This is a genomic window from Paenibacillus sp. CCS19 (assembly GCF_033239625.1).
In the GTDB taxonomy this organism is placed as follows: Bacteria; Bacillota; Bacilli; order Paenibacillales; family Paenibacillaceae; genus Paenibacillus_T.
Window position 1 is genome coordinate 1 of record NZ_BTCK01000034.1, and the last position, 13,359, is coordinate 13,359.

At 51.2% G+C, this 13,359-nt stretch carries 14 protein-coding genes; 5 read left to right on the plus strand and 9 right to left on the minus strand.

The features are described from left to right. A partial coding sequence (locus tag SBI19_RS20630) for a hypothetical protein (RefSeq protein WP_317971404.1) occupies window positions 1–300 on the plus strand: 300 nt, incomplete at its 5' end. Here the strand turns inward: SBI19_RS20630 and SBI19_RS20635 are convergent. Genes SBI19_RS20635 through SBI19_RS20645 form a run of 3 tightly spaced genes read right to left on the minus strand, consistent with a single transcriptional unit; the run spans window position 268 to window position 5,409 of the window. Further along, window positions 268–1,881, minus strand: a complete 1,614-nt coding sequence (locus tag SBI19_RS20635) for a GTPase (RefSeq protein WP_317971405.1) — start codon at window positions 1,879–1,881, stop codon at window positions 268–270. The genes SBI19_RS20630 and SBI19_RS20635 overlap by 33 nt on opposite strands. After that, window positions 1,878–3,668 carry a dynamin family protein gene (locus SBI19_RS20640; RefSeq protein ID WP_317971406.1) on the minus strand — a complete coding sequence of 597 codons (1,791 nt, stop codon included), beginning with the start codon at window positions 3,666–3,668 and terminating at the stop codon, window positions 1,878–1,880. The genes SBI19_RS20635 and SBI19_RS20640 overlap by 4 nt, the downstream gene beginning before the upstream one ends. Before the next feature lie 13 nt (window positions 3,669–3,681). Next, window positions 3,682–5,409: a GTPase gene (locus tag SBI19_RS20645; RefSeq protein ID WP_317971407.1), complete on the minus strand. Its 1,728-nt coding sequence runs from the start codon at window positions 5,407–5,409 to the stop codon at window positions 3,682–3,684. Window positions 5,410–5,656: 247 nt separating this feature from the next. Between SBI19_RS20645 and SBI19_RS20650 the strand changes: the two genes are divergently transcribed. The 4 genes from SBI19_RS20650 (at window position 5,657) to SBI19_RS20665 (ending at window position 9,461) form a co-directional block, all read left to right on the plus strand. Next, entirely contained in the window at window positions 5,657–6,631 is a 975-nt protein-coding gene (locus tag SBI19_RS20650; RefSeq protein WP_317971408.1) for an ATP-dependent DNA ligase, read from the plus strand. Window positions 6,632–6,915: 284 nt separating this feature from the next. Then, a complete protein-coding gene (gene ligD, locus SBI19_RS20655; RefSeq protein ID WP_317971409.1) occupies window positions 6,916–7,821 on the plus strand; it encodes a non-homologous end-joining DNA ligase in 906 nt (301 codons plus the stop codon). Between the two features lie 124 nt (window positions 7,822–7,945). Next, window positions 7,946–8,941: a M23 family metallopeptidase gene (locus SBI19_RS20660; RefSeq protein WP_317971410.1), complete on the plus strand. Its 996-nt coding sequence runs from the start codon at window positions 7,946–7,948 to the stop codon at window positions 8,939–8,941. Window positions 8,942–8,963: 22 nt separating this feature from the next. After that, on the plus strand, window positions 8,964–9,461 hold the full coding sequence (locus SBI19_RS20665; RefSeq protein ID WP_317971411.1) for a bactofilin family protein: 498 nt from the start codon (window positions 8,964–8,966) through the stop codon (window positions 9,459–9,461). A 107-nt stretch (window positions 9,462–9,568) separates the two neighbouring features. On the opposite strand, the gene SBI19_RS20670 is transcribed toward SBI19_RS20665, so the two are convergent. From SBI19_RS20670 to SBI19_RS20695, 6 genes are all read right to left on the minus strand, one after another. After that, window positions 9,569–10,366 (minus strand): ABC transporter permease, encoded by a 798-nt coding sequence (locus tag SBI19_RS20670; RefSeq protein ID WP_317971412.1) that lies wholly within the window; start codon window positions 10,364–10,366, stop codon window positions 9,569–9,571. Beyond that, entirely contained in the window at window positions 10,359–11,273 is a 915-nt protein-coding gene (locus SBI19_RS20675; RefSeq protein WP_317971413.1) for an ABC transporter ATP-binding protein, read from the minus strand. Before SBI19_RS20675 ends, SBI19_RS20670 begins: the two co-directional genes overlap by 8 nt. Window positions 11,274–11,396: 123 nt before the next feature. Then, window positions 11,397–11,723, minus strand: a complete 327-nt coding sequence (locus SBI19_RS20680) for a hypothetical protein (RefSeq protein ID WP_317971414.1) — start codon at window positions 11,721–11,723, stop codon at window positions 11,397–11,399. A gap of 140 nt (window positions 11,724–11,863) precedes the next feature. Further along, window positions 11,864–12,358 (minus strand): hypothetical protein, encoded by a 495-nt coding sequence (locus tag SBI19_RS20685; RefSeq protein WP_317971415.1) that lies wholly within the window; start codon window positions 12,356–12,358, stop codon window positions 11,864–11,866. Between the two features lie 99 nt (window positions 12,359–12,457). Next, a complete protein-coding gene (locus SBI19_RS20690) occupies window positions 12,458–12,865 on the minus strand; it encodes a hypothetical protein (protein WP_317971416.1) in 408 nt (135 codons plus the stop codon). Beyond that, complete coding sequence (locus SBI19_RS20695; RefSeq protein ID WP_317971417.1) at window positions 12,862–13,335, minus strand: hypothetical protein; 474 nt, start codon at window positions 13,333–13,335, stop codon at window positions 12,862–12,864. Before SBI19_RS20695 ends, SBI19_RS20690 begins: the two co-directional genes overlap by 4 nt. Between the last annotated feature and the right edge of the window lie 24 nt (window positions 13,336–13,359).

Below are 13,359 nucleotides of genomic sequence, written 5' to 3' on the forward strand. Positions count from 1 at the left end.
CTTCGCGGCAGCAGCGAAGCCTGCCGCGAAGCGCAGCCGCAAGGCGGCTGGCGCCGCAGACGCCGCGGCTGGCGGCCCGATCGCGAGCGATGCGGGCGTTGGCAGCGCGGCGCCCGATGCGCCAGCGCCGAAGCCGCGCAAACCGCGGGCGCCGAAGAAGGCGGCTCAGTAACCGCTTCGGTGCGAATAATATTGGACATAAACGTGAGAGGGCACTCCATTACAGGAGTGCCCTCTCACAGGTTATACGTATATTTTACTTCCTTATTAGTTGACCAGTGTTGCACGGAAGGATTCTAGCTGGTCGATTAGCCGCTTCGCCTCTGCCATATCTCGTTCCAGCTCACGTCTTTCTTTGCCCGCCTGTTGAAAGCTTGCATGCAGACTCTCTTCGATTGGACCGAATAACGCAGTAATTCCTTCCGCGATCGTGCCCATTATTTGCTCCTCTGCCTGATAAAGCCCGATTCGAATCTGTGTATGAAGCTCCTGCAGAGCTAGGAGCCGCTGCTGCATCAACTGCTGCTGATTGCGGTTAGCCTCCTCAACCTGAAGTCTGAGCCGTTCGTTCTCAAGTTCAAGCTGTTTATTCCGGGATACTAGCTGGACGACCTGCTCGACAATCGTGATGACAACAGGGAGCAATATCTTCACTGGCGGGGGTGCAACGATCATCGGAAGCACTTTAAGGGCGGACGATAAGCCTCCTGCAAGCACGGAATGATCATCCGATTGACCCCCAAGGTCTGCGAGCTTCGATGCCTTACCTTCCATTCGCTCGAGTGCAGCAATGTTGAAACTCGCGCCAGCAAGCCGAATACGAACGGGTTCATTGCTTGCTAGGTCCGATTGGAGCATATGGCTCATTTGATCAAACTCATTCGATATTAGCTTCTGCAGTTCTTCATGCATCAGCTCGAGGCGAACATTCGGATCATTCCCCACGGCAGCCAATTGATAGACCTCATCTCCTGCCGCAGCTAGACGCCGTCTTACTTTGCCTTGAAGCGATTGCCGGAACTGTGATTGGCGTTCACCAAGCTCTTTCAAATAAGCCAGCGCAGCTCGCTCCGACTGATCATCGGTCTGATTCGCCAGCCAGCTTGCCAGCTCCTTCACCGATTGGATGAGCTGATCGGTTGGAGCAGCGAGCATGCGCAGTCCATCCATCGCTTTCAACTGATTCAGCAATTCGATCTCCAAGGCTGTAATTCCACTATTGGTAATCAGCACAGGTTCATCTTTTATACGACCCTTGAATGCTTTCGCCGCATTAACCGAAACGAAGCAGTAATGCTGATCCACCTGAGCAATACCATGCTTAACTGCCTCTCTCTGAAGATTCGCATGGAACTGCGATCGAATCGCCTGATCAAGCCTTTGGTCACCTTCATCCGAGAAAGACTCCATCTTGCGATTGATGACCGTAATAAGCGGCTTGCCTTTCAGAATGATCTTAATCGCTTCTTCCGCAACTCTCTTACTGTCATGTGACTCGCTATTATCGATGACGAAACAGATGACATCATGCTTGTCCAGCTCATGAAGCGAGATGATATAATCTTGCTCCGGTCCATTAATGCCAGGTGTATCGACAATCCGATAACCATTCCATTCATACTCGGTTACCTCAGCTGTAACGGGGATATCCCCTGTCTTCGCTCTCTCTTCACCGAATATCGCGTTTAATAGCGTACTCTTACCTGCATTGTATACACCATAGAACATCAGGGAAGGCCGGAACAGCAGCAGCTTCTTGCGAATGTCTTCTTCGACACCAACAAGCTGCTCCTCCTTGCCGCGATGCGCAAACAGATTACGCGCCTCCTGGACATAGCTTTCCAGCTGCTCTTTGTAATTCAACAATACGTTACGGCTCATACCGGAACCTCCTCTTGAAATCTCATCGTGTGCAGCTCCGCTTCGAACGATTCAATGGCATCCTGCAGCTGCGTCAACATGCTGGACTGCTCAGCGACATATTGATCCGCCAATTCATGAATAACCGATTGCACATGCGGAGCCAACTGCTGTTCCATCTGTTCGAGAACCTGCTCGAGCAGCTGCGCACTGTTATTGCCAACTCTCACCTGGCGTATCTCTTTTTTCTCGTCGATTCGCAGCTCTGTGAATTTCTTATCTAAGAATAGCGATTGCAGGTTCTCGACCAGCCCACGAGGATCTCTGCTTACTTCCTTCGTCGCATATTGCGTAAATTCATGCTCTTGATAGCTCCCCTTGAATTCGGCGTTGATTTGAAGGGGCATGGATTGAATTTGCTTATGTTGAAAATCGCTTAAGCGATCGCCGACTCGCCGCGCTATTAACTGATTAAGCTCTCGGAGCGCATGTTGCTCGATCAGATTGTTGATTTGATGCGATGTAATTGACTCACCTTGGTCGAATCGGAAGCTGAGCGCGGTTAACTCAGATTCAATTCGCGCTTCGATATTCATACGCAGCTCGCGGAATAGCTCTGTGTGAAGCAACCGAAGCTGCTCGCCGGTTCGCAGTAGCTCATCCTGAACGCTCTTGAACTTTTCACCCATTTGAACAAGTCCATCCACTCGTGTACCCTTGCTTACGAATCCCTCGCGAAGCTCCCGAATTAACGTGTTCATCTCAAGCCGTGGACGCTCCGTCTTCAACTCGATCGCATGCTTGCTCAATACTCCGCCTAATTGCTCATATAGTAATGGATATCCGCTTGCCTCGAATTTGTCGACGTCATTCGTTCGCAGCGCCTCTAGTGCCAGATAAGAGGAAAGGCTTACGAATCGAGGGTCTCGCAGATTACGGTCAATGCCTCTGCCATGAATGAGCTTGTCCATATATTCCTCTTGCTGTCTGCGATCAAAGGAGCTCTTCGGCACGCGTGTTTTCACTTCGACGCCATTCACGACATCACTTTCCGTTCGATCCGATTTGGTAATCGCGACAAGCAGCTGCTTCTCTTTCTGAGTCAGCCGCTCCATCTCGGCAATCTCGTCTGCCTTAGCAGGCGAAGAGGAGGAACTGACGAACAGGATGAGATCCGCATAATTCACATATTTCTTCGCGAGATCTTCGTACTCCGCATCCAGAGAATGAATGCCTGGCGTATCTACCCAGGTGAGCCCATTATCGAGCGTAAAATATTGGATCGTGCTTGTCTCCTGCACCTCGTTCTCCCGAAATCGATTGGCCGGAAGCGGACGCTCCCCGCGGTCGCGCTGCCCGTCGCTCCAATCGTATACATAGAACTGAGGCGCTTCAGACGAGTATGGGACTTCACGATCATCTACGCCATCGCGAAATGGGACGCCGGCAATAAAGTTGCCAAGCGTGCTCTTGCCAGCATTAACCGAACCGAATACCGCCAGAATAATGGACTTTTCGAACTGGTTCATGAATTCCTTACCCTCGATTCGTTCGACGATAAGCGTCGACCACTCTCGAAGAATAAGACGATAATGGGACAGGCTCTCCTGCAGCAGCTTCTTAATTGGAGATGCTTCACTTGACGCATCGATGCCTACACACTTATCAAGTGCCTGTGTCAGCCGTTTCACGCCGCGTAATATATCTTGCTCCCTCGAAGCTACTAGATTGGAGAAATCCTCTAGCTGCTTTCCTGCTGCTTGAACCTTATGAATGAACGGGTCTACGTACTCCGCTATGGTTGTCACAATACATTCACTCCTACTGCTTATCATCATTTCGTTGCATGATTTGCTCTGCAATCATTCGCAATTCATTTAACTTGGAATCAGCGAGCTGGTTGTGCTCCTCTACCTTGTTTATTCGCTTCTTGACGTCCGCTGCCAACTGGTCCAATTGGTTTTTTACTGCGGCTATTCGTTCCGTACACCTGGCTTGCAATTGACTGATGAAATCGATTGCTGCCCTCTTATAGGAAGCATGGATGTAATACTCGGCATTCTTAATGTTGGTAGTCATCTGCTCCAGCAGCTCTCGCCTTGCATCGTAAAAGCTATATTTATATTTTCTCTTGTATTTGGCATTGCCGAGCCAGCTTTCACCCACATAATCGTCATAGTAGTCCGTGTCGATATTGGCTCTCATATACCAATCCATACCATGATGCTCGTACAGCTCACGGCTGAAATCTCCGTAGTAATCGACGTCCGCTTTCTTCAGACGAAGATCGGCCGTCTTGCCGTCGCCATTCTCCACTGTAAAAACAGTCGATATTTTGGGATAGGATGATATCGCATAACGCTGAAGCTTCTCAACAACCGCTGTATTGATATCGCCAATCCCTTTAACCGCTTTCTGAACTGCGTCATAATAGGGCATGCCCGGCTCAGCGATGTAATGATCAAGCTTGTCATAATGCATTTTGATCATGCCTTTGGCAGTGTCCAGAGAAGGATGGAATTTGTTCCAGCACTGCTTCTCAAATTGCGTACGAGCAGCCTGCTCGGCAGAATACTCAGAGGAATATACGTAGCTGGAATTGTAATCATAGCCGAAGGGCTCTACAGGTGCGTGATACCTAGCTATCGGATTGCTCTGCAAAGCGGCAAGCTCATCTTCGAGCGCCTTCGCCTTGGTCCGCACAATTGAATGACATTGCTCCATTGCCGATAACAGCTTGTCTGCTTCCGGATCGGAAGCGTAGGCTTCGCTTGCCCGCCTTGCGAGCTCCTGATCGAAGAGCCGCTGGAAATTCTCTCTACGATGCTTCCGTTTATCCTCCAGCCAGGATAGTTTCTGGTCGGCTAATTGTCTCGTTCTCGTTTCAATATGATCCAGGAGTAATGGGATGCAGCTGTTATCGATGAGTACTTGCTGCTGCCTCCCAACGCCTCGCAAATAGGTCAATGAATCCACAACGAACATGGCTGCAGGCTCCCGAGACCACCGCTTCAGAAACTGCTCTCTGATGCTGTGGGTTATACGCATCAATTCCGCGTCTTCTTTCTGCCCCGCATTGGTCAATACGAGAATAAATCGGTCCCAGAAGGAAGAATCATTGCCCGTCTGGTCCAACAATAATTGAATCCCTTCCATTTCCTGCTTTACAAGCTCGCCATCGATTGCGTTATGTACAAATAGTAAGAGATCCGCATTCGCATAGGCCGATAGCGCCTCTTCCGTATCTTCTTCATTTGCCTGGATACCTGGCGTATCGCACCAAATGAAACGGCCGTTATCCACGTTTTGTGCCTGAACGGTAGTACGTATCTCTCCAGTAGCGAACGGTTGCTGATCGAAACCGCTTAACGCATTGAATAGCGTGCTCTTCCCTGCCTTCACCATGCCGAAATTACATACGATGACTTTCGAAACAAAACCGTCCTCAAGCTGTCTAATTGACTCCGCTGCCTGCAGAACAGCCGGCGGAAATAATTCGTATTTCAACTTCGTGATGCCATTAATTCGTTCAACATTCAAGTTCCTCATGTTGCATGCTCACCTCATAAGAAGATAGATAGGCCATTACTCCTATATCGGATCCTAACATCTGGGAGTGAAGGGCTATTATTACTTCTTAATCTACAGATAGCTTCTGACAATACGTTGTCACCAAATGTTTGTTCGCTATTTTGGGGTCTGATCCTACCCGCCATTCAGGGCGTGAGTAAACGTTTGGTCCGCCTTTTATAGGTCGATAATAGCAATAGCATTGGAATGTGGAGGAGGAACCACGATGGCAAAGGCAGTACCGTGGTCGGTCGACCAGCCGATCGAGCCGTTCGAGCCGATTGCGGCGGAGCGGCCGCCTGAGGGGGATTGGTTGTATCAGATCAAATGGGATGGCGTTCGGATGCTGGTCTATGCGGATGGCGACCGATGCGAGCTATTTAATCGACACGGCAATCCTAGGTCGGCGTTATACCCCGAGCTGCTGGATTGGCGGTCGTATTGCTCGGCTTCCTCTTCCGTTCTGCTCGATGGCGAAATTATCGCGCTCGGCGCGGATGGGAAGCCATCCTTTCACGAGGTGATGCGGCGGGATGGCATTAGGCGGACCGATCGTGTGAAGCAGGCCGCGCGTGAAGTCCCTATCACTTATATGGTGTTCGACCTGCTCTACTGTGACGGAGAGTGGTGGAATAACAAGCCGCTGGCGGAGCGGATGCGCAAGCTTGAATCGCTGCTGCACCCCAGTCGTCTCGTGCAGCTTGTCCCCTCCTATCCGGATGGCTCCACCCTGTTCCAAGTAACGAAAGCGCAGAATCTTGAAGGAATCGTCGCCAAACAAGCGGACAGCACTTATTCATTCGGAGGCAAAGATGGCCGCTGGCTCAAAATCAAACATTGGGGAGACGTTATCGCAACTATTGGCGGGTATACAACCAATGCAGGCATCGTCAATGCATTGGTCGCAGGCGTGTTTGATGACAAGGGAGGGTTTCATTTTATCGGGAAGGTTGGCACGGGGCGTCTCAAACGTTCGGAGTGGGCCGCGCTGGCTGACGTATTCGCTCCGATCCGCCGCAGCACCAGCCCGTTCATCGCCTATCATCGAGATATGGCCGGCGCCAACTGGGTCGAACCCCTGCTCACCATGCGCGTCCAATATGCCGAATGGCGCTGGCAGGAAGGCCGCCAGCTTAGACAACCGATGATCGAGGCCTTACTGGGAACAACACCGGCCCCGCCGTTCTTCACAACTACCTGATTCATAAGCGCACAATTTGTGCCGCATGCGTTTTGCATCCTCCCCCACTTCGTTCTAACGGACTGAGAGGACGCTATCCATCGTAAACCATCGCTTTAAACTTCTAACGGACTCAGATGCAACTATTGACTGAAATTTACTCTAACTATGCTGCTATCCTACCCAATAGCGTCATTGTAGTCCGTTACGTCACAAACCGAGCACCTTATCAACAAATAGCATCACTATAGTCCGTTACAGCAACAAAGACAAACTTTACCCCGCTCGAACAAGGAGGGATTACCATGTCAGCAAGCTCGAAAGGCACCATCGTCATCGACGGTGAGAAGATCACGATCTCCAATCCGAACAAAGTGTTGTGGCCGGAGCCGCGCATCACGAAGGCGATGTATCTGGAGAAGCTCGTTTTGCTGGCTCCCTATATTCTCCACCATTGCAGCGGACGTTATATGACGACGATTCGATGGCCGGACGGGATTGCTGGGGAATCCTTTTATCAGAAAAATTGTCCCGCGCCCGCTCCCCCATTCGTCCACACTGCCCAGCAAGGCGATATCCACTACGTGCTGCTTGACTCACTCCCGACGCTGCTGTGGCTCGGCAACCTTGCCTGCCTTGAATTTCATATGTCCTTCGATCGAATCGGGGAAGCCGTCTATCCAACGGAGTGGATCATTGATCTTGATCCTTCGTTAGAGGAAGAGCCCCGCATCATGGAGGCGGCGGTTATCGTAGGCGATCTTCTGCGAAGCATCGGCGTGGAGTCGATGCTGAAAACTTCAGGCGCAACGGGCGTCCAGCTCATCATCCCTTCTGCCGGCGACGTTACCTTCGACGAGCTGCGAGTGATGGGTCGATTCGTCGGCAATTATCTCTCGCAAGCGCACCCGAAGTTGTTCACGATCGAACGGATGAAGGCCGACCGGGGCGATTGTATTTACGTCGATTATTTGCAGCACTATCCTGGCAAAACGATCGCGGCCCCCTACTCGCCTCGCGCACGTGCGGGAGCGACACTATCAACGCCGCTTACGTGGGAGGAGGCACGCGCTGGCGCGAGGATCGCAGATTATAATCTTCTCACAATCGGCGACCGGCTAAGCCAATTCGGCGATCTGCTCTTTCATATCAAACCGCAGCAATTGCGGCCGATTTACCATTTTGTGAGTAAAAACACATCAAATGGTTGATCCTCCAGCCTGCTCAACAGGTATGCTCACCTTCCTATTTTGCAGACATGAATTGTAGACAGCCCGAATAAATAGGATTAGAACGTTCGAATAATCACTCGCCGGCAGAAAGGAGAACAGCCCAGTGAAACGGTCACCTAAGCCGAAGTGGTCCTTCGTACTGATGCGCGGCGCTGACAAGTCGGTCCGGCAGTTCAAGGTATCCAGGCGGTCTATCGTTGCCGCTCCGGCCGTCGCCGTCCTTGCGCTGTCAGGCTGCATTGCGGCGCTCCAGATTCGCTCCGCCTACAAGATCGATACGCTGCAAGACGAAATGTCCCAACAGTCCAACTCGTTCACCCAGACGGTCAACGGGAAGGACGATTCAATCGGATCGCTCCAAGAGGAGATCGATCGATTGAATCGACAAACCGAAGATCTGAAAGGCAAGATCAGCGATCTTCGCGAGCTGGAGAGCAAGCTTAAAGTTTTTATTGAACAATACGGGCGGCTGACCGAGACGTCCTCTTCGAGCATGCCCGCAAACGCAGACTCCGCAACGGTAGAGGCATTGTCTGCCCTGCAGCAATCAAGCAATACCCCTTCCCCGGAGGAGGCTAGAAGGCTGATCGGGGTCGCCGAGCAGTCAGGGCTTGATTTTCGCCAGATTAGCTCGCTTGTCGATTCGATGGAATCAACGATGGAGCAATCGGTGAAGCAAGCGCAAGCCCGTCAAGCCATACTCGACGCGCTCCCGACGGGCTGGCCGACGAAGAGCTCATCGAAGATGACGTCGGGCTTCGGCTATCGAACGGACCCGTTCACCGGCAAATCGACGTTCCATGCCGGCATCGATATCGGAGGCAAAGTCGGCGATCCGGTATTCAGCGCGGGAGATGGAACCGTCATCGAAACGGGCTCGAGCAGCGACAAAGGGAATTATGTCATGATTGATCATCATAACGGGCTGAAGACGGTATATATGCACTTGTCGCGCATCGAAGCTCATGAAGACGAGGATGTCGTTCGGGGGGAGAAGATCGGCTTGATGGGCAGCACGGGACGAAGCACGGGGGCTCATGTTCATTTTCAGATTATGCAAAAGGATGAACCGATCAACCCGCTTCGTTATTTAAATTAAAATCCTTTTAGGAGGTTTGCCGATGTTCAAGGATTCATCGAAAAGACTCAGCTTAACGGATACGTTGATCGGTCAGGGCACACATGCCGAGGGTAAAATGGAATGCGAAGCCGGGCTTCGCATCGAAGGAGAGTTTCGCGGCGATATTGACTGTCATGGCGACGTCATTATCGGGGAATGCGGCATCGCCCGCTCGAACATTAACGCGCGCGATGTGACGGTCGCCGGCAGAGTATACGGCGATGTAACGACGAAGGGTCGGCTGACCATTACGGCAACCGGTCAAGTGCATGGCAACATAAATGCGCAGATTTTCGTTATGCAGGACGGCGGCATATTTACCGGTGCGTGCCGGATGGAACGAACGCAGGACAACAGTCGTTCACGCCCGCTTGTCGAAGCTGAGCCTACACCGCAGCAAGCACAAGGGCGCGATACCAAGCAGGAGCAGCATAATCATGGGCAGCACCCGAATCAGGGTCAGAACGGCAAAGATAAACGGCAGCAGCAAGCCGGTTAATCCTATACTTACAGCGTTATATGCGCACAACAAAGAAGCAGCCCAGTCATCAAGACTGGGCTGCTTCTTATGTGCAAGGCGAGTAATCGCCATCGATCTAGATTTGATTAAGACGTAATGTCGCGTCTCGTGAACTGCCACCAAGTGATGCCCATGAACACGACATAATAAATCGCTAGAATGCCGAGCGAGAAATAGATCGTGTGCTCATGCGTCACACCTTCGCCCGAATTGAGATATTGGGTGAGATTGCTCTGCATGAACCAGAAATAATCTACCCACGGCTTATCAACCAGAGACAATAGACCGCCTAGCGTATCGCTCATGAACATGAGGAACAACGAGAGACCGATCGACAGACCGCCGCTGCGGAACACGGTTGACAGCAAGAACGAGATTGTGACCGTCGTCAGCATCATACTGACGAACTGGAGGCCCAGCCCCGACAGAATATAAGCCCATACCGATCCTGTCGCCGACTCATTCGTCAGCTCCTGCATCGAACCTGACGAGAAACCGAAGAACAAACCATTCCATATATACGTCCATACGAACAATACGGCAAGGAAGAAAATCGCAAATTGGATGAGCGAAATGTACTTGGACAACAGCACCTTGGATCTGGACCATGGACGTATGAGCAGCAGCTTAATCGTACCTGTGGAGAATTCACCCGCTACACTGTCTGCTGCGATAATAACCGTGAATATCGTAACAAGCGCTGTACCGGACAACACTTCGTTCAACTGAATCGACCACATCGATTTCACTTCTTCGCCAAGCGACAGCACAATAATCGATGCCGCCAGCATAATGACGAGCATAATACCCATCATAATCCACGTACGAAGACGGGAGTAGATCTTCATATTCTCATTGCGAACAAGCTCCATGAAGTTACCCAACCGTCTCACCCCCCGTTACTTCCAAGAACTGCTCTTCCAGCGATTTGATATGCGGACGGAATCCGTATACCTTGAAGCCCGCCGAGACCAGCTGTGCATTAATCCATGCTGCCGTCTCGCGATCCGTATCGAGCTCAATGCCATCCTGCGTTACTACAACAGAATGCTGGGCCAGAAGCTCAAGCGCTTCAGACGGACGATCAACTTCGAACCGATAGTGGTTTACCGCATCCTTCGCCGGACCATCCTGATGAATAACCCGTTCGTCGATCAGCTTGCCATTCTGAATAATGGCAACGCGGTCGCACATGAGCTCCATCTCGCTGAGCAAGTGACTGGATACGAAGACGGTAATGCCTTCGCTTTTCGCCAGGTGACGCAAGTAATCGCGCAGCTCGCGAATACCGACAGGGTCAAGGCCGTTCGTCGGCTCATCCAGAATAAGCAGCGACGGCTTATGCATAATCGCTTGCGCGACGCCAAGACGTTGACGCATGCCGAGCGAATAGGTCTTCACTTTATCGTGGATGCGCCCTTGCAATCCAACGAGCTTCACGACCTCATCGATACGCTGACGCGTAATGCCGGGCACCATCCGAGCGTAGTGGATCAGGTTTTTGTAACCGGACATATATTTGTACATCTCCGGGTTCTCGACGATCGCGCCGACCTGGCGAATCGCTTTCTCGAAATTATCCGTGATGCTATGTCCCTTGATCGTAATTTGACCTTCAGTGAGCTTCATCAAACCAACCATCATCCGGATGGTTGTGGTCTTGCCGGAACCGTTCGGTCCTAGAAATCCGTAAACTTCACCAGGGTGCAAATCGAGTGTTAGACGATCGATAATAGTTCGATTGCCGATTCGCTTCGTCACGTTCGACAATTGAACAATCGGTTCACTCATTGCGCTGCCTCCTCAAATATAATTACCAATTTTTTAATTATACACGAATTGGCAGCCTCAAGAAATTGATTTAATAAAACTTAAGGTCCGCCGGCACACTTGGACGGTGTGGACGGCGAACCTTCAATGGTATAGATTCATCGTTTTCTTAGACTCCGCTTGATCATTCCAATAGAGCGGTACATCAGAGCCGGATGCAATCCGGTGTACGCCTATCCCTGCACTGCCCATGTCGGTCAAAGGCTCGATACGGAATACTGGCGAACCCGTAATTAGGCGCGGATGATCCGGCAGTTCGGTCGTATGGCGCTCTCTCCGCTCGCACGCGACGCAGCATCCCAGCGGATAGACAACCCGGAAGTAGCCCGTTCGGAACAAAATATCTGCTTCTCTTTTTCTCAACAACTGATTGCAGCAAACGCAGTAAAACTGTTCGTTATATTCGTGCACAGCCGCTCATCTCCGCTTATTTTGACATTTTTGTATACTATACGTATCATATTCTAACGAATCCGATACAATCCGTATCTTTTAAGTTAAATTTATGACAAATATCGATGAATGTCAAGAGAGACGCCCGAGTTTTGTCGTTATTCCTTGCTCGTCTTCCATAGCATTGACCATTCACCGTTTTCCTCCGCCACATAGCACATTTGAACCAGTTGAATGGGGCCATACAGCGTGTCGAAATCCTGTGTTACTTCAACGGCATAAACTTGCTCAAGCTCCGTCTCCTTGTCGTTCTCCTTCAATGAAAAATGCGATACGGGCTTTGACTTGCCAACCTCGTACAAATACGATTCCGATTTGAAATCCTGCATAAAGATATGGGCGCGCTGCTGGATGTAATGATCCTTCGGATATTGCTCTTTCATCGAGGAATGAAGCAGCTCCCACGAGCTTCCGTAATCGCCTTCCTGCTCCAGCTTATAGAATTCGTCGACGACGTGCTCCGCTTCCTCCGCCCGTCCCGTTGCGAACAGCATCTGCAGCCCTTTCGTGGTCAGCCACCCGCACACGATGACGATGCCGATTAGAAGGAGCCATTGCTTCGCATAGCGGCGTCTTCTGGATCGCCAAGCCACATGCTCTCCCTCCCGTCCAATACAGGTTTGTCCCTATTATTGTATGAGAGAAGATCGTATTCAGAACTTCATCGATCATCCAAGTTATCTCGCGATTGCTTATGTCGTCTCCTGCCTGCGGTATAACGCATGCACAAAAGCAGCAGTCGGGTTCATCCGCTGCAAGGTTTGTTCCAGCGCCCGCACGATCGCCTTGCGTATATTCGAATCCGGCTGAAGCGCGCATTCGTAAACATATTGATTCCCGTCCCGCTTCCAGATCTGCGCTTCCAATTGACCGATCAGACTGAAGTGCCATTCATGAAATTGCAGGTCAAAATGCAGTTCCAGTCTCTTGCCGACCGGCAGCTTCAAATAAGTCATGAACGCAATGCTGTCGCCGCTCAAATAATTCACGAACACCTTCGCAGCTCGTGTATGCACCGGTCGTCCATCCACGCTGCATATCGATACATGGGCGATCGTTCCGCTCTCCATGCGGATTCGAATCGATCGACGGCTGCTCATCCGATCACATCGACCAGCAGACCGCGGCCTACGCCTGTATCGAGCAGCAGACTGCTGCGTGCATAACTGCGGCGGCGTTCATCCGTCGACATCTGCATCCATTCTCTCCACGCCAGCTGAAGATTCCAATGCAGCCGCTTAAGCTGACCGCCTGTGAACTGGCAGCTGTACAGGAACCCCTTCTTCGCCTTCCGACTCCACGTCACTCGGCCTAACAGCATCGTCTGGCGGCCGCCAATTGTAATCTGAAGCGACACCGTATATTGCTCATTAACGGGAAGATTGAGGGGCGACAGAAACTGCAGACTGGAGTCGCTGATCCAGACCGGCTTCACCTTGGATTCGCCGGACTGAACAGACTTACCGCGGACGCTATCAATCGACATGAGCACAACCAGATCGTTGCTGGCCAACCATTCTTTCTGAATCGTGCTAAGCTTGCGACCGGCTTCTACAGATACGTGGGACATTAGGATTCTCCTTTGTGCTACATA